Raw genomic sequence first — 17,114 nt, 5'->3', positions numbered from 1 at the left:
CAGCCACGACAGACCCACCATGACCCACGATTTCATCACCGACGCCGACCGCGCGCTGACCGACACGTACGAGGAACCGATGAGCCTCGCGGAGTACGTCGACCGCCTCTTCGAGCGCCCGCAACTGGCGGCTCACGCCTCGAAGTACCTCCTCGAAGCCATCGAGGCCTCCGGCACCCGGAGCGTCGTCGAGGAGGGCGAGGAGAAAGAACGCTACCGGTTCTTCGACGACCCGTACAACGACGGCGAACACGCCATCCTCGGCAACACCGAAGTGCTCAACGAGTTCGTCGACGACCTGCGCTCTATCGCCGCCAAACGCGGGAAAGAAGAGAAAATCGTCTGGCTCGAAGGCCCCACCGCCACGGGGAAGTCCGAACTCAAGCGCTGTCTCATCAACGGTCTGCGGGAGTTCTCGAAGACCGACGCGGGACGGCGCTACACCGTCGAGTGGAACGTCTCCGGTACGGACGGCGGCGGTGGTCTGACCTACGACGACGCGCCGCGCACGAACGACGACGAGTGGTACGAGAGTCCGGTCCAGGCACACCCGCTCAGCGTCTTCCCCCGCGAGGTCCGCCAGCGCCTCCTCGACGAGTTGAACGAGCGCCACGACGACCACATCCCGATCGTCGTCGAGACGGCGCTCGACCCGTTCTGCCGGGAGGCGTACGACTTCCTCGAAGAACGGTACCGGCGAGAGGGCCGCGAAGACCTGTTCTCGGCGGTCACCGACCCCCAGCACCTCCGCGTGAAGAACGTCGTGATGGACGTGGGCCAGGGTATCGGCGTCCTCCACTCGGAGGACGACGGGTCGCCCAAGGAGCGACTGGTCGGGTCGTGGATGCACGGTATGTTGCAGGTGCTCGACTCGCGGGGCCGGAAGAACCCGCAGGCGTTCAGCTACGACGGCGTCCTCTCGCAGGGCAACGGCCTGCTGACGCTCGTCGAGGACGCCGCCCAGCACGCCGACCTGCTCCAGAAACTGCTGAACGTGCCCGACGAGGCACACGTGAAACTGGACAAGGGGATCGGGATGGACATCGACACCCAGATGATCATCATCTCGAACCCGGACCTCGAAGCCCAACTCAACCAGCACGCCGACCGGGCGGGACAGGACCCGCTGAAGGCCCTGAAGCGTCGGCTGGACAAACACGAGTTCCACTACCTGACGAACCTCTCGCTCGAAGCGGAGCTACTCCGCCGCGAGTTGACCAACGAGACGTCCGTCTGGACCGCCGACAGCTACGGCGAACTGGAGGCCAAGATCAGGGAGCCGGTCCACCTCGACGTCCGCGACAGCGACCGGCGGGTGAACACGAAGGAACTCGCCCCCCACGCCATCGAGGCGGCGGCGCTGTACGACGTGGTCAGCAGGCTGGACACCGAGGACCTGCCGACGGGGCTGGACCTGGTGGACAAGGCGCTCCTGTTCGACGCGGGGTTCATCCGCGACGGCGACGAGCGCCGCGAGAAGGAGGACTTCGACTTCGGGCCGAACTCGCGTGACGGCGAGCAGGGTATCCCCGTCACCTACACCCGCGACACCGTGGCGGACCTGCTCAACGAGGAGTCCGAACGCCACCACCCGGACCTCCCCGTCGAGCACGTCATCATGCCCAGGGACGTGCTGAACACGATGGCACGCGGGTTCGTCGACGCGCCCGTCTTCTCGGACTCCGAACGCACCGAGTACGAGAACCGGGTCGTGCAGGTGAAAAACCGCGTCTTCGCCAGACAGGAGGAGGACGTGCTGGCGGGCATCATGCGCGAGAAGCGCGTCGACGAGGAGACGGTCGAGGAGTACGTCGAGCACGTCTACGCGTGGGTCGAGAACGAGCAGATAGAGAACGAACGCGGCGAGAGCGTCGAGCCCGACCCGCTGAAGATGAAGGTGTTCGAGATCGAACAGCTCGGCCGGTTCGACGAGACGTACTACGAGGGCACCGACGCCGGCCCCGCCGTGACGGACTTCCGGACCGAGAAGGTCATCACGGCGCTCAACCGCCACGCGTGGCGCAACCGCGACGAGGAGTTCCGCGTCGGCGACGTCGACCTGAAGGAGATTCCCATCATCTCGACCATCCTCGGGAGTCACGACTGGGACGACGTCCGCCGGGCGTTCGAGGACTTCGACCCCCGCCTGTGGGACGACCCGCCGAGCGGGACGGAGACGGCGAGCGTCAAGGAACGGACGGTGGGGAACATGCAGGAACTGTTCGGCTACAGCGAGGCGTCGGCGGAACTGACCAGCAGACACGTCATGAGCCAGGTGAGCTACCGATGGGACTGAGAGACGACCTCGAACGGTACCGTGACGTCGGAGAACAGCGCCGGCAGGACCTCTCGGAGTTCATCCAGTACGGCGACCTGGGCCAGAGCCTCCCTGGCGAGGTGAAGATTCCCATCAAGATCGTCGACCTCCCCGCCTTCGAGTACGACCAACTCGACAAGGGCGGCGTCGGCCAGGGCGACGGCGGCACCCCCCAACCGGGCGACCCCGTCGGCCAGCCACAGCCCCAGCCCGGCGACGGCGACGAAGAGGGCGACCCCGGCGAGGAGGGCGGCGAACACGAGTACTACGAGATGGACCCCGAGGAGTTCGCCCAGGAACTCGACGAGGAGTTGGGTCTCGACCTGGACCCGAAAGGGAAGAAAGTCATCGAGGAGACGGAAGGGGACTACACCGACATCACCCGGACGGGGCCGGCCAGCACGCTCGACTTCGAGCGCCTGTTCAAGCAGGGCCTGAAGCGGAAACTGGCGATGGAGTTCGACGAGAACTACATCGAGGAGGCCCTCAGAGTGGAGGACTGGGGCCCCGACGAGGTGTACGCGTGGGCCCGCCAGCAGAACATCCCCGTCTCACACGCGTGGATCGTGGACGCCGACTCGAACCTGCCCGACGACGAGCGCGACCGCTGGACGAGCATCGACGAGATGACCGAGCACGTCGAGCGCGAGTCGCCCGTCGAGCGTATCCGACGGAAGGGGCTGAAGCAGGTCCCGTTCCGACGGGAGGACGAGCGCTACCGCTACCCCGAAATCGTCGAGGAGAAAGAGAAGAACGTCGTCGTGGTCAACATCCGCGACGTCTCGGGGAGCATGCGCGAAAAGAAACGCGAACTGGTCGAGCGGACGTTCACCCCGCTCGACTGGTATCTGACGGGTAAGTACGACAACGCGGAGTTCGTCTACATCGCCCACGACGCCGACGCCTGGTCGGTCGAACGCGACGAGTTCTTCGGCATCCGTTCCGGTGGGGGGACGCGCATCTCCAGTGCGTACGAACTCGCCGCGGAGTTGCTCGAAGAGTACCCCTGGGACGAGTGGAACCGCTACGTCTTCGCGGCGGGTGACTCGGAGAACTCCTCGAACGACACCGAGGAGCGCGTCATCCCGCTGATGGAGCGGATTCCGGCCAACCTCCACGCGTACGTGGAGACCCAACCCAGCGGCAACGCCATCAACGCGACCCACGCCGAGGAGGTCGAACGTCACTTCGAGGGAAGTGACGACGTGGCCGTCGCCTACGTCACCGGGCCGGAGGACGTGGTCGACGCCATCTACACCATCCTCAGCACGGAGAGCAACGATGAGTGATTCGGACACCGAACGCAGACAGAAACAGCGCATCGCCGGGGAGTTAGAAGAGCCAGTGCGGGAGGCGAACCACCTCGCGCGAAAGCTGGGTCTCGACCCGTTCCCCGTGAAGTACTGGATTATCGACTACGACGAGATGAACGAACTCATCGCCTACGGCGGGTTCCAGGAGCGGTACCCCCACTGGCGGTGGGGGATGGCCTACGACCGCCAGCAGAAACAGACCCAGTTCCTCGGCGGGAAGGCGTTCGAGATCGTCAACAACGACAACCCCTCCCACGCCTTCTTGCAGGAGTCGAACGCGCTGGCCGACCAGAAGGCGGTCATCACGCACGTCGAGGCCCACGCCGATTTCTTCAAGAACAACCAGTGGTTCGGTCTGTTCGCCGACGACCCGAACGCCGCCGCGATGCTGTCGAACCACGCCGACGCCATCGAGGCGTTCATGGACGACCCGGAGGTCGACCGGGAGGCCGTCGAGCGGTGGATCGACCACGTGCTCTGTCTGGAGGACTGCATCGACCAGCACAGTCCGTTCTCGACCGTGGAGGGCGAGGGCGTAGAGCGCGACCTGGCGGACATCGCCGACCAACTCGACAGTCTCGGGTTGAGCGACGAGGTGCGCCGGCAGGTGTTCGACGAGGAGTGGGTGGAGTCACAGCGTCCCGAGGAGGAGGCGGGGTCGTTCCCCGAGGAACCGGAACTCGACGTGCTTGCCTTCCTCCGGAGACACGGGATGGCCTACGACGAGGACGCAGAGCGTGCCGTCGAGTTCGAGGACTGGCAACGCGAGACGCTCGAACTCCTGCGCCGGGAGTCGTACTACTTCGCCCCTCAGAAGATGACGAAGGTGATGAACGAGGGGTGGGCCGCCTACTGGGAGTCGATGATGATGGGCGAGGAGGGGTTCGCGGCGGCCGACGAGTTCCTCCACTACGCCGACCACCAGGCACGGGTGCTGAACTCGCCAGGGTTCAACCCCTACAAACTCGGCAAGGAGCTCTGGGAGTACATCGAGAACGCCACCAACCGCCGGGAGGTAGCCGAACGACTCCTGCGCGTCGAGGGCGTGACGTGGCGGAACTTCCACGAGCGTATCGACCTGGACGAGGTACAGACCGCACTCGAACCCGACCCGGCACTCGACCGTATCGCCGCGGACCGACTGGACCTGCTGGACGCCGACGACCCGCGGGTCGACGCCGAGGAACTGGCGCGAGCACGGGCGGACGACGTCGACGTGAACCGCTACCCGTGGAAGGTGCTGACCTACGAGGGGCTGTGTGAGCGCCACTACTCGCTCGTCAAGCCACAGCACCGTGGGTTCCTCAAGCGCCTCTCGCAGTCGGACCTCGAACGGATCGCCCGGTACATGTTCGACGACGCGCGGTACGCGGACGTCGAGGAGGCGCTGGCGGACGTCGACCGGTGTGCCGGCTGGGACCGGATGCGAGAGATCCGCGAGAGCCACAACGACGTGACGTTCTTGGACGAGTTCCTCAGTCAGGAGTTCGTCGACCAGAACCACTACTTCACCTACGAGTTCACCCACTCGACGCGTGACTACCGCGCGACCAGCACCGACGTCGAGGACGTGAAGAAGAAGCTGATGTTGCAGTTCACGAACTTCGGGAAGCCCACGGTGGTCGTCGAGGACGGGAACTACAACAACCGGAACGAACTGCTCCTCTCCCACCAGTACAACGGCGTCATCGTCGACGCCCGACAGGCGAAACAGGTCCTCAAGCGGGTGTTCGAGCTGTGGGGCCGCCCGGTGAACCTCAAGACCATCTCGAAGCAGCTAGACGACCACGACGTCGAGGTCGCCCGCCGCCGTGACCGCGAACCGGTCCCGGAGGAGGTAGGACTGCTCATCCGCTACGACGGCGAACGTATCACCACGGAGGAACTCCCGTGGGAGGCCGTCGAGCACCTCGCGGCGACGGACGTCGACTACGACACGAAACCCGACGAGTGGCTCGCCTGAGCGGCCGGAACGCTCGAAAGAACCGAATTCGAGTTATTCTTTCTTCGGTGATAGAGTAACGATAGCCTATCGGGTCGACGGTGGTATCCCACAGGTTTTTGCATCCGCAAGAATAGTTTCGTTTGACGACCTGTCAGGTCCGGTGAGAGAATGGCAATACAGGCACACCAACCACTCGAAGAGGGGGAGATATACGACGTACTGCGGAACGACCGACGTCGGTTGGCGCTGGAGCGTCTCCGTGAGGCGGACGGGAAGCGACTGAGCGTCGGCGAACTGTCCGAGCAGGTCGCCGCCGCCGAGACCGGAGAGACGCCGCCGCCACGACAGAAACGGCAGAGCGCGTACGTCTCGCTGCATCAGACCCATCTGCCGAAACTCGACGAGTTGGGCATCGTCGACTACGACGCCGAGGAGAAGGTGGTCCGTCTCGAGGACCGTATCCGGGACATCGAGGCGTACATGGGGGTGCCGTCGCGCGACCTCGACTGGGGGGCGTACTACGTCTCGCTGGCCGCACTGGGGGCGTGTGCGACCGTCGCCGCGGACCTCTCCGCACCGCTCGTCGGGACGCTCCGGCCGACGGTCTGGGCGGTCGGCTTCTTCGTCCTGCTCGGCGTCTCGGCCGTCGTCCAGACGACGGCACAGCACGGCCGCCTCCCGTTCATGGCGGACCCGCACGACGAGGACGGACTGCTCTGAGCCACCGGCACCGCTCACCGGCACCTGTAGCACTTTTTCAGCGGCGGCCGTACCCCCGGTATGACCACGCTCGTCTGGGTTCGCCGTGACCTGCGGGTCCACGACAACCCGACGCTCGCCAGCGCCGCGACCGGTGACGTCGTTCCCGTCTACGTCCACGACCCGCGGTTCGTCGGCGAGACTCGCTACGGTCCCCAGCGCGTCGGCCCGTACCGCGCCCGATTCCTCCGCGAGAGTCTGGCGGACTACCGCGAGTCCCTCCGAGAGAAGGGCGCGGACCTGCTGATCCGACGCGGCAGTCCCGAGGACGTGCTCCCCGACCTGGCCGAGGCGGTCGGGGCGGACACCGTGACCCTCCAGACGACGCCCGCTACCGAGGAGTTCGAGGTGGAGAACGCGACGCGGGAGGCCCTCCACGACGCGGACGTCGAGACGGACCGCTACTGGACGCACACGCTCTACCACCTCGACGACCTCGCCAGCGACGTCACGGCCATCGACGACACGTTCACGTCGTGGCGGAAGGCCACCGAGTCACGGCCGGTCAGGAACCAGGTCCCGACGCCGGACTCGCTGACGCTCGCCGAGGAGGCGGCGCCCCTCGAATCGGGGGACCTCCCGGCTATCGACGAGTTCGGGCCGTGGGCGGAGGCCGACGCCACGGTGGACGACCGTTCCGTCCTGCCCTTCGAGGGCGGCGAGTCCGTCGGGAGAGCGCGCGTCCACGACTACGTCTGGGCGGGCGACTACCTCCGGGAGTACAAGGAGACGCGCAACGGCCTGCTCGGAAGCGACTACTCCTCGAAGTTCTCGCCGTGGCTCGCGGTCGGTGCGCTCTCGCCACGCTACCTCCACGACGAGGTGCGACGCTACGAGGACCGGCACGTCTCCAACGAGTCGACGTACTGGCTCCTGTTCGAACTCATGTGGCGTGACTTCTTCCAGTTCCAGTTCGTCAAACACGGCGCGGAGTTCTTCTCGGCGACCGGCATCCGCGACGTCGAACGGGAGTGGCCGGGCGGCGACGATCGGTTCGAGCGCTGGGCGGCCGGCGAGACGGGCGTCCCGTTCGTGGACGCGAACATGCGCGAACTGAACGAGACGGGCTTCATGAGTAACCGTGGTCGCCAGAACGTCGCCTCCTTCCTCGCCGACTGGCTGGAAGTCGACTGGCGACGCGGTGCGGCGTACTTCGAGGAACGCCTCGTGGACTACGACGTCTGCTCGAACTGGGGGAACTGGGCGTATCAAGCGGGCGTCGGCAACGACTCGCGGAACATGTACTTCAACGTCGTCAAGCAGGCCACCGACTACGACGGCGACGGCGAGTACGTCCGTCACTGGCTCCCGGAACTGGACGGGGTTCCGGGAGCGCAGGTCCACGAACCGTGGACGCTCTCGCCAGACGAGCAAGCGGAGTACGGCGTCGAGTTGGGCCTCGACTACCCGCGACCGGTCATCGACGTCGACCAGCGTCACTCCGAGTTGCAAGACGAGCGGTTGTAGTACTCGGCGGAGGCATCACTCGTCTCCTCCGTCACGTGCTCGTGGTAGACGCGTGCCGCGAGTCTAACAGGGAGCGGGGTGTCGACGCTACCCTGAAGGGCACATCATCGGAAGGACGACTATCGGATTCGGACCGATATCAACGACCTGAACGTTGACCGTATGGCAGTTCTCGGGTCGTGCAGCGTCAAGCGTGGCATAAACCCAGTCGTGCCCATCGTTTTTGGCTCGAACAATCCAGCGTCGAGCATCGGGATTGTCTTCCCAGTCATTGACGACCACAGGAGAATACTCCGAGGCCGACACTGCGGAGAGTTCGTGCATCGATGTGTGAACCTGCTCTCCGTCACGGAGCACTTCGAGACGAACGTCGAACGGTTCCGTCTCTGTGTTCTCTATTGTGACGGGACCGAGTGTTTCCTGACGCACCCCGAGTTCAGCTTCTATCGTCGCACACCCCGCTATCGACGCGAGTGTTGTAGTACCGAGTGCCGCGAGGACCTGACGGCGTCTCATGGTAGCACTGAAGCGACGCGATGCAAGTACTTTCTCGTAGAGTGAAGTGAAGACGTAGGGGTCCCGCCGAACAAGGTGCAGTGCTGTCGAGACGCTGCGCCGTGAGCGAACGCAGTGAGCAAGCGGGGTAACTGAACCGTCGAAGGAGCGAGAGCGGGACCTCCGGTCCCGCACGGAACCGGCGGCTTCGCCGCCGGTGACGTAGCGACTGAGGGGGTGAGGAGATGCTCTTGTCGCCAGAAATCGGCGATTTCTGGCTACTAACCAGAACGGTGGAGCCGTTCTGGTGATGGTTGAGCTTTTACCCTGTCGGGGTCGCGTAGCGACCTCGACTCGTGGATAAAAAGGCCGCTAGTCGTCGCTCTACGCCTGTGCTTTCTCCCTCTCGGCGTCGGCGTAGATCTGGTCGACCTCCCCGCGGTAGCGTTCGAGGATGTTGCGGCGTTTCTTCTTCAACGACGGCGTCATCAGGTCGTTCTCGGCGGTCCACTCGTCGGGGACGAGTTCGAACTGCTTGATGGACTCTTCTTTCTCTAGCCCCTCGTTGACCGACTCGACCACCGTTCGGATGTACGCCTTCACGCGGTCGTGGTCGCAGATGGCCGCTCTGTCCTCGGGCAGGTCGACGTCGTACTTGTCGGCCCACTTCTCGATGGCCTCGAAGTTCGGGACGATGAGCGCGCTGACGAACTTCCGGGAGTCGCCGATGACCATCACCTGGTCGATGCGCTCGCTGGTGACGAACTGGTCCTCGATGGGGCCGGGGGCGACGTTCTTGCCCGTCGAGAGGACGAGGATCTGCTTGAGACGTTCGTGGAAGACGAGGTAGCCGTCGTCGGTCACCTCGACGATGTCGCCGGTCTTGAGGAACCCGTCGTCGGTGAACGCCGCTTCGGTGGCGTCGGGGCGCTCCCAGTAGCCTCTCGTGACGTTCGGCCCCTTGACCTGGAGTTCGCCGATGTCGCTGCCGGGGCGGGCACGACGTCTCTGGTCGTCGTCCAGTTGTGAGTCGTCGACGCGGCTCTCGACGTCGACGAGCGGAACGCCGAGGGTTCCGGGACGGATATCCTCCATCGGGTTGACGGTGAGGACGGGTGCCGTCTCGGTCAGGCCGTAGCCTTCGAGGATGGTCAGGCCCATCCCCATGAACAGTTCGGCGAGGTCCTTCGAGAGGCTACCACCGCCCGAGACGAAGAACTCGACGTTGCCGCCCATCTTCTCGCGGACGTTCGAGTAGACGAGACGGTCGGCGACGCGGCGTTTCGCCTTCAGCGCCGCGCCGGGCGAGTCGGTCCGGGCGTACTCGCGGGCGACGTCGACGGCCCACTCGAAGATGCGCTCTTTCGCGCCGTCGCCGGCCTGCTCGCGCATCGAGTCGTAGATGCGTTCGTAGATACGCGGGACGGAGGTGACCGTCGTCGGCGCGAGCGTCTGGATGTCGTCGGCGACGGTGTCCGACGACTCCGCGTAGCCGACGGTCGCCCCCGAGGCGAACGTGAGGAAGTGCCCCGCCGTGCGCTCGAAGACGTGTGCCAGCGGGAGGAACGAGAGCGTCTCGCTGCCGGCGGTCAGTGCGGGCATGTCGGCGGGCTTGTCGGGGCGTGGCCCCATCCGACGACGGCACTGGTTGACGTTCGCTCTGAGGTTACGGTGGGTGAGTTCGACCCCTTTCGGTCGCCCGGTCGTCCCCGACGTGTAGATGAGGCTGGCGAGGTCCTCGGACGACTGCTCGTCGAGCCACGAGGCGTGTTCGTCGGCGTCGAACGCCTCCGCTCCGCGGTCGTGGAGTTCGCCGAGCGTGAGGATGTCGTCCCGGCCGTCGTAGAACGACGTCTCGTCCATCACGACGACGAACGAGAGGTCGAGGTCGTCTTCGACCTCCAGCACGCGTTCGAGCAGTTCCTCGTTCTCGACGACGACGCCGGACGCGCCGGGGTCGTCGAGCAGGTACTCGACCTGCCTGGGGGAGGACTCGGCGTAGACGGTCGTCACGACGCCACCCGCCTGGAGGACGCCGAAGTCGGTCTGTGCCCACTCCATTCGGGTGTCGGCGAAGATGCCGACGCGCTCGCCCGCGGTCAGGCCGAGGTCACGGAACCCCGCGGCGAGGCTGTGGACGATGTCGCGCATCTCGCCGTACGACAGCGACGCGTAGTCACCACGCGGTGCCGCATCGACGATTCCCTCGGCGACCAGCGAACGGTCGTAGATGCCGCCCTTGTACCGCTGTGCCGTGCGCGTCTGATGTCGCTCGGCGCTCTCCTCGAACATCTCGCCCAGCGTGTCGTCACCGATGACCTCGTCGTCGTACTCCCGTTCGTGCTCCAACCACGATGGGGTGGATGCTCCGGGTGCGTCTCTACTCATCGTTGACGATAGATTGGAAGTGCCGCTTATGAATGTTGTCGTGTACTAGCAAGTGTCCCCGAACACGGGGCCGAACCGACAGACAGCCATACATTTTACGTGTTCTGAGAGTTTCTCTCGTAGAATCAAGAGCGAACGAAAGCCGGTCAGTCGATGTCGATGCGGTGAGCGTCGTCGTCTTCGGCCTCGGTCGTCGTGGGGAGGTCGATTTCGAGGACGCCGTTGCGGTAAGTCGCGGCGATGTCTCCCTCGACGACGTCGCCGGGGACGTGGACCTGCTCGAACACCGACCGAGAGCGCATCGAGCGGCCGTGCTCGGACTCCTCGCTGACCTCGTGGTCGCCGCGGACGGTCAGGACGCCGTCGTCGAAGCGGACGTCGAGTTCCTCCTTCTCGAAGCCGGGGAGGTCGGCGAGGACGACGTAACCGCCCTCACGGCGCTCGACGGTCATGTTGGAGTCGCTGTGGTTCCGCCACGACTCCATCGCAGGGCGGTCCCACTCGGCGACGCTGCCCGGCCACGGGCTGAGCATCGACCGGCGCATCTGGTCGAACATGCGGTCCATCTCGTCGAAGGGGGTTCGTCGGGTAGTCATAATCGAACAGGATACAGTAGGGACTGCTCAGATATTAACGGTTGCGAGACTGCTGATATCACGGACCTGAGCCACTGTGTGGCGAGAATCGGTCAGTCGTCGAGGACGGTGACGAGCACGTCGCCGTCACCCCGGACCGTCACGGAACAGCCGTCGTGGACGAAGCTGAGCTGTGCCTCCGCCGTGACGTTCGATTCGACGAACAGCGAGTCGAGCGCGTCCGGGTCGACGCTCCGGTAGAGCGGTGCGACCGCCATCGGGTCGGTGTCGAGCGCCTCACCGACTGCGGCGGCGACCGTCACGCTGAGCGAGCCGCTGGCGCTCGGGTCGTACCGGACACGGTGGTCGAACTCGGAACTGGGTAGCGATTCCATCCGCCCGTCTGCTGATTCGATAGTGCTCATCTGGAGCCTCTTTCGAGAACATCAACCACAGGGTAATGAATGTTTGTCAGACAATATAGTCTGTTCAGGAGGTCGTTACCGACGAGCTATCGGTTCCGGCACGAACTCGGCGATGGACGGCCGGCGAGTCCGGGATCCGACGCACGGACCGTCCCACCTGCCTCCTGTGACGGATCCGGTGTCTCCGACGTGACCGACCACAGCACTTCGCTCGGTGCTGCGTGCTCGCTGGGTCGAGGCCTCCGTAGAGCGTTCGCTCGTCGTGTTCGGTCCGAACAGAATGCACCGGCCGGGATTCGAACCCGGGCCATGAGCTTGGAAGGCTCAGGTCCTGCCACTAGACCACCGGTGCGCTCACTCCGTTCGCGCCCCGTGCCCCACCTCGCTTCGCTCGGTGAGACACCGGTGCCCTCGAAGTTCGTTCGTTACTTCTCGCCGCTCCCTATGTGCGTTTCCCTTTGTGCTACGCGCCACCGACGACGGCGTAGCAGTTGCCCTCGCTCTCGTAGACCGTCTCGAGGGTCAGTGTGCTCGCTCGCAGGTCGGCCTCGAACTCCGCGAGGTCGTAGACGTGGTAGAACCGGCCTACCGTCTCACCCCCTGGCAAGGTCCAGTCGACGGTGGTGTCGAACCCCGACTCGCGGTCGAACTTCGAGTGCGTGACCGCCCAGACGCTGACGAGCACGCGGCCACCCGGCGCGAGGACGCGTGCGAGGTCGTCGAGACTCGCTCGGCGGGTCTCGCGGGTCGGGAGGTGGTGAAGTGCGGCGACGTACACCCCCAGTTCGACGCTGTCGGCCGCGAGGGGGAGTCTCGCGGCGTCGCCCGCGACCAGCGAGAGGCTGTCGGCGTACCCCCGTTCGACCGCTCGCTCGTGGGCGACCCGGAGGAGCTTACGACTGGCGTCGAGGCCGACGACGCGCTCGGCGGGGGCGGCGAGCAACTCGGCGTGTCGGCCGTTGCCACACGCGAGGTCGAGTGCCGTCCCGCAGCGGTCGGCGGTCTCACAGAACTCGCGCACCTCGGGCCACGGGTGAGCGCGGGTCCGCGCGAAGTGGTCCGCGATACGGTCGTAGGTCTCGTGGACGCCGCGTCGGTCCGGGTCGGGAGACGGAGCGTCGCCGGGGAGCGAGTCCTCCGGTTCGTCCGGGTCGGCATCGGGCATCTCAGATGATACGCTTTCCGAGGCCGCTGGCGGCGAGTTCGACGGCGAGTTCGGCCGTCCGGTTCGAGCGGTCGAGGATGGGGTTGACTTCGACGACCTCCATCGAGCGCACGTCGCGCTGGGCGGTCCGTTCGAGTGCGGCGTGGGCCTCGCGGTAGGTGACGCCGCCACGGACGGGCGTCCCGACGCCGGGGGCCTCGTTCGGGTCGAGCCAGTCCAGGTCGAGACTGACGTGGATACCGTCGGTGCCGTCACTGGCCACGTCCAGTGCGTCCTCCGTGACGTCGGTGATACCCCGTTCGTCGATGTCGCTCATCGTGAACACGGTGACGTCGCTGTCGGCGAGCGCTGCGCGCTCGGACGCGTCGACGCTACGGATGCCGACGAGCGCGACGTTCGACGGGTCGACACCGGCCGGTGCCCAGTCGCTGTCGGCGAACTCCCCCTCGCCCAGGAAGGCGGCGACGGGCATCCCGTGGACGTTCCCCGAGGGCGTCGTCGCGGGCGTGTTGAAGTCGGCGTGCGCGTCGAACCAGACGACACCGATATCGGCGTCGCGGGCACTCCCGTTGACCGACCCGATGGCGATGGAGTGGTCGCCACCGAGCACGAGCGGGAACGCGCCGTCGGCGAGCGTCTCGCTCACCTCGTCGGCGAGTCGCGTACAGACGTCCCGTACCTCGGCGACGTACTTCGCGTGGCCGGTCGCCGGTTCGACCGCGTCCGGGTCGCCGACCTCGGGGTGGGTGACGGGCAGGTCACCCACGTCCGAGGGGTCGTAGTCGAGCGCGGTCAGTTCGTCACCGAGTCCCGCGTACCGAATCGCGGAGGGACCCATGTCGACACCACGTCGGTCAGCGCCGAGGTCCATCGGCACGCCGATGATTCGCAGTGGTCCGGTCATGCTCGAACGTGCTCTACCCGGCGGTAAAGTGTCGCCGGTTCGACCCCCGCCGACCGAGCCACGCTCGGCTTCGTTTCGAGCGACACGAGAGGGCACCAAGGCTAAGCCACAGGCCGCCGCCGTGACGGTATGCGCGTCATCAAGCTCCTCGTCCCGGAGGAGCAACTCGACACGGCTCTCGACATCCTCGACGGGGAGAACATCGACTTCGTCGTGACGAAGGACGCGACGGAGCAGCGAAACCGGTCGCTCATCGAGTTCCCGCTCCCGACACAGGCCGTCGAGTTCGTCCTCGGGAAACTCCGTGACGCCGGTATCGACGACCACGAGTACACCATCATCGGGAGCGCGGAGACGGCCAAGACCGAACACTACCACGAACTCGAAGACCGGTTCGTCGCGGGCGTCGAGGAGGACGACTCGGTCGCCCCCGAGGAGATTCGCGCGAAGGCCCTCGACATGTACCGCAACGCGCTCACCTACTACTCGCTGACGGCGTTCTCGGCCATCGTCGCCGCGGCGGGCCTCATGCTCGACTCGCCCGCCGTCGTCGTGGGGGCGATGGTCATCGCCCCGCAGGTCGGGTCCGCACTCATCGCCAGCGTCGGGATGGTCCTCGACGACCGGCGGATGCTGCTGATGGGGATTCGGACCCAGATCGTCGGCTTCACCATCGCCATCGTCGGGGCCATCGGGTTCGGCTTCCTCCTCAAAGCGGGCGGGTTCGTACCGAACGCGCTCGACGTGACGACCGTCGGGCAGATATCGAAGCGTATCTCGCCGGGACTGCTGTCGGTCTCGGTCGCGTTCTGTGCGGGGGCGGCCGGCGCGTTCGGTCTGGCGACCGCCCTGCCGGTCTCGCTCGTCGGCGTCATGATCGCCGCCGCACTGGTCCCCGCCGCGGCCGCGGTCGGTATCGGCATCGCGTGGGGCCTGCCGGCCGTCGCCATCGGCGCGTTCCTGCTGCTGGCGGTCAACGCCGTCGCGGTCAACCTCTCGGCGTTCCTCGTCCTCTGGTATCTGGGCTACCGTCCCGACTCGTGGAACCGCGCCGAAGTGGGAGCGATTCGCCGCTACGCTCCCACCGCCGGTGCGCTGGTCGTCCTCGTCGGTGTCCTGGCGCTCGCAGGTGGGTTCGTCGGTGGGACCGTCGCACTGGAGAACGACGTCAACGGCATCGTCACCGACACCGTCGAGAGCGACGAGTACGACCAACTCACGCTCGTGAGCGTCCAGACGGAGGTCAGCACGCTCCAGCTGCTCGACGAGACACCGACGGTCAGCGTCGTCGTCTCGCGGCCGTCGGGCGAGCAGTTCCCCGACCTGGCCGACGAACTGGCGACACGTATCGAGGAGACGACCGGAGAGCAGGTCGTCGTCGAGGTGCAGTACAACGACCGCTCGCGTGCGACGCCGTCGGGGTCGCTGGCGGGGACGTTCGACGCTCCATCGCCGGCGATGGCTCGCTCACTCGCTTACTGATACGCCGCGCAGACGCGTCGAACGCCCTCCTCGAACTCGATTTCCGGTTCCCAGCCGGTCGCCTCCTTCATCTTCGTCGGGTCCGCACAGGTGTGGTAGACGTAGTTCGTCAGCGGGACGGGTTCGTACTCCGGTTCGACGTCGGTGCCGAGAGCGTCGTTGATGAGCGCGACCGTCTCGTTGAACGTGTAGCTCTCGCCGGTGCCGAGGTTGAACACGCCGTCGAGACGGTGTTCCGCGGCGAGTTCTAGACCGCGGACGATGTCGGTGACGTGCGTGAAGTCGCGGGTCTGGGTCCCGTCACCCCAGAGGACGGGAGCCACGCCCTCGGCGACCTTGCTGGCGAACTGCGAGACGGTGTTGGCGTAGGTTCCCTTGTGCTCCTCGTTGCCGCCGTAGCCCTGATAGACCGAGAAGAATCGCATCCCGGCGAGCGAGAGGCCGTGGAAGTCGCTGTAGTACTCGGCGTAGCGCTCGCGGCCGAGCATCGAGGCGTCGTACCCCGTCGAGGCTTCGAGGTCGAGGTCCTCGGGGGAGGGGTCGGTCCGACTGCCGTACGCCGAGGAGGTCGAGGCGTAGACGACGGTGCCACAGCCGTCGCGTCGTGCCTGCTCGACGGTGTTGACGAACCCCTCGACGTTCACGCGTGCGCCCTCGCGGGGGTTCTCTTCGAGCATCTGACGGGAGGAGAGGGCGGCGAGGTGGTAGACCACGTCGACGTCCGTCGGCAGGTCGTCGTCGAGGACCGACCCCTCGACGAACTCGACGTCGTCGGAGAGGTTCTCCGGGGTGCCGAGATAGAGGTCGTCGAGTGCGACCACGTCGTTGTCCGCCGCGAGCGTGTTGGCGAGGTTCGAGCCGATGAACCCGGCCCCACCAGTGACGAGGACTCGTCTGTCTTCCATGTCGGAAGGCCTCGATGCCGTGTCAAAGGTTTGTCGGTCCCTCCACCCCGCCGCCGACCGGTGGCACCACCGTCGGACTTATGAACGGGAGTTTCGAAGCCTACTGCATGTCATCAATCGAGCTTACGTCGAGCCAGAAGAAGATACTGCAGGAACTCATCAACCTGTACGGCTCGTCGGAGCGTGCGGTCAAAGGCGAGGATATCGCCGACCGCACCGACCGCAATCCGGGAACGATTCGCAACCAGATGCAGTCACTGAAGGCGCTCCAACTGGTCGAAGGGGTACCGGGGCCGAAAGGAGGCTACAAGCCGACCGCCAACGCCTACGAGGCGCTGGAGATTCAGGATCTCGACGAACCCGCCGAGGTCCCGCTGTTCCACAACGGTGAGCGCGTCCCCGACGCGAACGTCCAGGAGATCGACCTGACGAGCGTCCACCACCCCGAACTCTGCCGGGCGGAGATTCGACTCCACGGCTCTATCACCGACTTCCACGACGGCGACACCGTCCGGGTCGGCCCGACGCCACGCTCGAAACTGCTCATCGAGGGCGTCGTCGACGGGAAAGACGAGTCGAAGAACGTCCTCGTCGTCTCGACGACCGAGATGATCGCGCCCGCCGAAGAACCCGACCACTGACCGGTCGGAACGGGGCCGTGGCGGCCCCACGTCGCTCCCGACCCCACCGGGCCGGCCGCAGGCGTCGGCTTCGGGACTCGTTCTCTATCCAAAGCCTTTGTATCCGATGGGGTTGGACAGGTGGACATGACTGAGAACGTTGTGGTCCTCGGCTCGGGGTACGCCGGGGCAGGCGCGGTCAAGTCCATCGAGAAGCAACTCGGCGACCGTGTCGACCTGACGTGGGTGTCGGACGTGGACCACCACCTGGTGCTCCACGAGGCCCACCGCTGTATCCGCAACCCCCGCGTCAAGGAGAAGGTCGCTATCCCCGTCGACGACATCAAGTCCCCC

General features: G+C 65.8%; 14 protein-coding genes, 1 tRNA gene and 1 pseudogene. 8 read left to right on the top strand and 8 right to left on the bottom strand.

The genetic code is table 11. From position 1 onward, the window contains the following. The first annotated feature begins 19 nt into the window (after nucleotides 1-19). The 5 genes from GQS65_RS19890 to GQS65_RS19870 all read left to right on the top strand — a co-directional run bounded on the left by GQS65_RS19890 (nucleotide 20) and on the right by GQS65_RS19870 (nucleotide 7,801). On the top strand, nucleotides 20-2,296 hold the full coding sequence (locus GQS65_RS19890; protein ID WP_158206368.1) for a PrkA family serine protein kinase: 2,277 nt from the start codon (nucleotides 20-22) through the stop codon (nucleotides 2,294-2,296). Continuing rightward, complete coding sequence (locus GQS65_RS19885) at nucleotides 2,287-3,606, top strand: YeaH/YhbH family protein (RefSeq protein WP_158206367.1); 1,320 nt, start codon at nucleotides 2,287-2,289, stop codon at nucleotides 3,604-3,606. The genes GQS65_RS19890 and GQS65_RS19885 overlap by 10 nt, the downstream gene beginning before the upstream one ends. After that, nucleotides 3,599-5,593: a SpoVR family protein gene (locus GQS65_RS19880; protein WP_158206366.1), complete on the top strand. Its 1,995-nt coding sequence runs from the start codon at nucleotides 3,599-3,601 to the stop codon at nucleotides 5,591-5,593. The genes GQS65_RS19885 and GQS65_RS19880 overlap by 8 nt, the downstream gene beginning before the upstream one ends. Nucleotides 5,594-5,743: 150 nt before the next feature. Continuing rightward, complete coding sequence (locus GQS65_RS19875; RefSeq protein WP_158206365.1) at nucleotides 5,744-6,295, top strand: DUF7344 domain-containing protein; 552 nt, start codon at nucleotides 5,744-5,746, stop codon at nucleotides 6,293-6,295. 60 nt (nucleotides 6,296-6,355) lie between these two features. Continuing rightward, entirely contained in the window at nucleotides 6,356-7,801 is a 1,446-nt protein-coding gene (locus GQS65_RS19870; protein ID WP_158206364.1) for a DASH family cryptochrome, read from the top strand. Between the two features lie 87 nt (nucleotides 7,802-7,888). On the opposite strand, the gene GQS65_RS19865 is transcribed toward GQS65_RS19870, so the two are convergent. The 7 genes from GQS65_RS19865 to rocF all read right to left on the bottom strand — a co-directional run bounded on the left by GQS65_RS19865 (nucleotide 7,889) and on the right by rocF (nucleotide 13,753). After that, entirely contained in the window at nucleotides 7,889-8,317 is a 429-nt protein-coding gene (locus GQS65_RS19865) for a hypothetical protein (protein WP_158206363.1), read from the bottom strand. A 363-nt stretch (nucleotides 8,318-8,680) separates the two neighbouring features. Then, complete coding sequence (locus GQS65_RS19860) at nucleotides 8,681-10,684, bottom strand: AMP-dependent synthetase/ligase (protein ID WP_158206362.1); 2,004 nt, start codon at nucleotides 10,682-10,684, stop codon at nucleotides 8,681-8,683. A 146-nt stretch (nucleotides 10,685-10,830) separates the two neighbouring features. Further along, entirely contained in the window at nucleotides 10,831-11,280 is a 450-nt protein-coding gene (locus GQS65_RS19855; RefSeq protein ID WP_233265219.1) for an Hsp20/alpha crystallin family protein, read from the bottom strand. Nucleotides 11,281-11,372: 92 nt separating this feature from the next. Then, a complete protein-coding gene (locus tag GQS65_RS19850) occupies nucleotides 11,373-11,684 on the bottom strand; it encodes a HalOD1 output domain-containing protein (protein ID WP_158206361.1) in 312 nt (103 codons plus the stop codon). Nucleotides 11,685-11,965: 281 nt separating this feature from the next. Continuing rightward, a tRNA-Gly gene (locus GQS65_RS19845) sits at nucleotides 11,966-12,036 on the bottom strand. Between the two features lie 111 nt (nucleotides 12,037-12,147). Continuing rightward, a complete protein-coding gene (locus GQS65_RS19840; protein WP_158206360.1) occupies nucleotides 12,148-12,849 on the bottom strand; it encodes a class I SAM-dependent methyltransferase in 702 nt (233 codons plus the stop codon). A 1-nt stretch (nucleotide 12,850) separates the two neighbouring features. Continuing rightward, nucleotides 12,851-13,753, bottom strand: a complete 903-nt coding sequence (rocF, locus tag GQS65_RS19835; RefSeq protein WP_158206359.1) for an arginase — start codon at nucleotides 13,751-13,753, stop codon at nucleotides 12,851-12,853. Nucleotides 13,754-13,882: 129 nt separating this feature from the next. Between rocF and GQS65_RS19830 the strand changes: the two genes are divergently transcribed. After that, complete coding sequence (locus tag GQS65_RS19830) at nucleotides 13,883-15,235, top strand: TIGR00341 family protein (protein WP_158206358.1); 1,353 nt, start codon at nucleotides 13,883-13,885, stop codon at nucleotides 15,233-15,235. On the opposite strand, the gene GQS65_RS19825 is transcribed toward GQS65_RS19830, so the two are convergent. Further along, a complete protein-coding gene (locus tag GQS65_RS19825) occupies nucleotides 15,229-16,140 on the bottom strand; it encodes an NAD-dependent epimerase/dehydratase family protein (RefSeq protein ID WP_158206357.1) in 912 nt (303 codons plus the stop codon). The genes GQS65_RS19830 and GQS65_RS19825 overlap by 7 nt on opposite strands. 107 nt (nucleotides 16,141-16,247) lie before the next feature. On the opposite strand from GQS65_RS19825, the gene GQS65_RS19820 reads away from it, so the two are divergent. After that, complete coding sequence (locus GQS65_RS19820) at nucleotides 16,248-16,781, top strand: HTH domain-containing protein (protein ID WP_158206356.1); 534 nt, start codon at nucleotides 16,248-16,250, stop codon at nucleotides 16,779-16,781. Nucleotides 16,782-16,907: 126 nt separating this feature from the next. Beyond that, nucleotides 16,908-17,114 (top strand): annotated as a pseudogene (locus tag GQS65_RS19815) (NAD(P)/FAD-dependent oxidoreductase); the annotation flags it as partial.

Origin of the sequence: Halomarina oriensis, from assembly GCF_009791395.1 — an archaeon.
GTDB lineage: Archaea > Halobacteriota > Halobacteria > Halobacteriales > Haloarculaceae > Halomarina > Halomarina oriensis.
The sequence above is the reverse complement of the archived record's forward strand: the minus strand, read 5'-3'. Positions and strand labels throughout refer to the sequence as shown.

Excerpts from the sequence above, each read along its gene's own strand:
- GQS65_RS19875 (WP_158206365.1), top strand. The coding sequence starts at position 5,744 with ATGGCAATACAGGCACACCAACCACTCGAAGAGGGGGAGATATACGAC.
- GQS65_RS19840 (WP_158206360.1), bottom strand. The coding sequence starts at position 12,849 with ATGCCCGATGCCGACCCGGACGAACCGGAGGACTCGCTCCCCGGCGAC.
- rocF (WP_158206359.1), bottom strand. The coding sequence starts at position 13,753 with ATGACCGGACCACTGCGAATCATCGGCGTGCCGATGGACCTCGGCGCT.
- GQS65_RS19870 (WP_158206364.1), top strand. The coding sequence starts at position 6,356 with ATGACCACGCTCGTCTGGGTTCGCCGTGACCTGCGGGTCCACGACAAC.
- GQS65_RS19865 (WP_158206363.1), bottom strand. The coding sequence starts at position 8,317 with ATGAGACGCCGTCAGGTCCTCGCGGCACTCGGTACTACAACACTCGCG.
- GQS65_RS19825 (WP_158206357.1), bottom strand. The coding sequence starts at position 16,140 with ATGGAAGACAGACGAGTCCTCGTCACTGGTGGGGCCGGGTTCATCGGC.
- GQS65_RS19880 (WP_158206366.1), top strand. The coding sequence starts at position 3,599 with ATGAGTGATTCGGACACCGAACGCAGACAGAAACAGCGCATCGCCGGG.
- GQS65_RS19890 (WP_158206368.1), top strand. The coding sequence starts at position 20 with ATGACCCACGATTTCATCACCGACGCCGACCGCGCGCTGACCGACACG.
- GQS65_RS19850 (WP_158206361.1), bottom strand. The coding sequence starts at position 11,684 with ATGAGCACTATCGAATCAGCAGACGGGCGGATGGAATCGCTACCCAGT.
- GQS65_RS19885 (WP_158206367.1), top strand. The coding sequence starts at position 2,287 with ATGGGACTGAGAGACGACCTCGAACGGTACCGTGACGTCGGAGAACAG.
- GQS65_RS19860 (WP_158206362.1), bottom strand. The coding sequence starts at position 10,684 with ATGAGTAGAGACGCACCCGGAGCATCCACCCCATCGTGGTTGGAGCAC.
- GQS65_RS19820 (WP_158206356.1), top strand. The coding sequence starts at position 16,248 with ATGTCATCAATCGAGCTTACGTCGAGCCAGAAGAAGATACTGCAGGAA.
- GQS65_RS19855 (WP_233265219.1), bottom strand. The coding sequence starts at position 11,280 with ATGACTACCCGACGAACCCCCTTCGACGAGATGGACCGCATGTTCGAC.
- GQS65_RS19830 (WP_158206358.1), top strand. The coding sequence starts at position 13,883 with ATGCGCGTCATCAAGCTCCTCGTCCCGGAGGAGCAACTCGACACGGCT.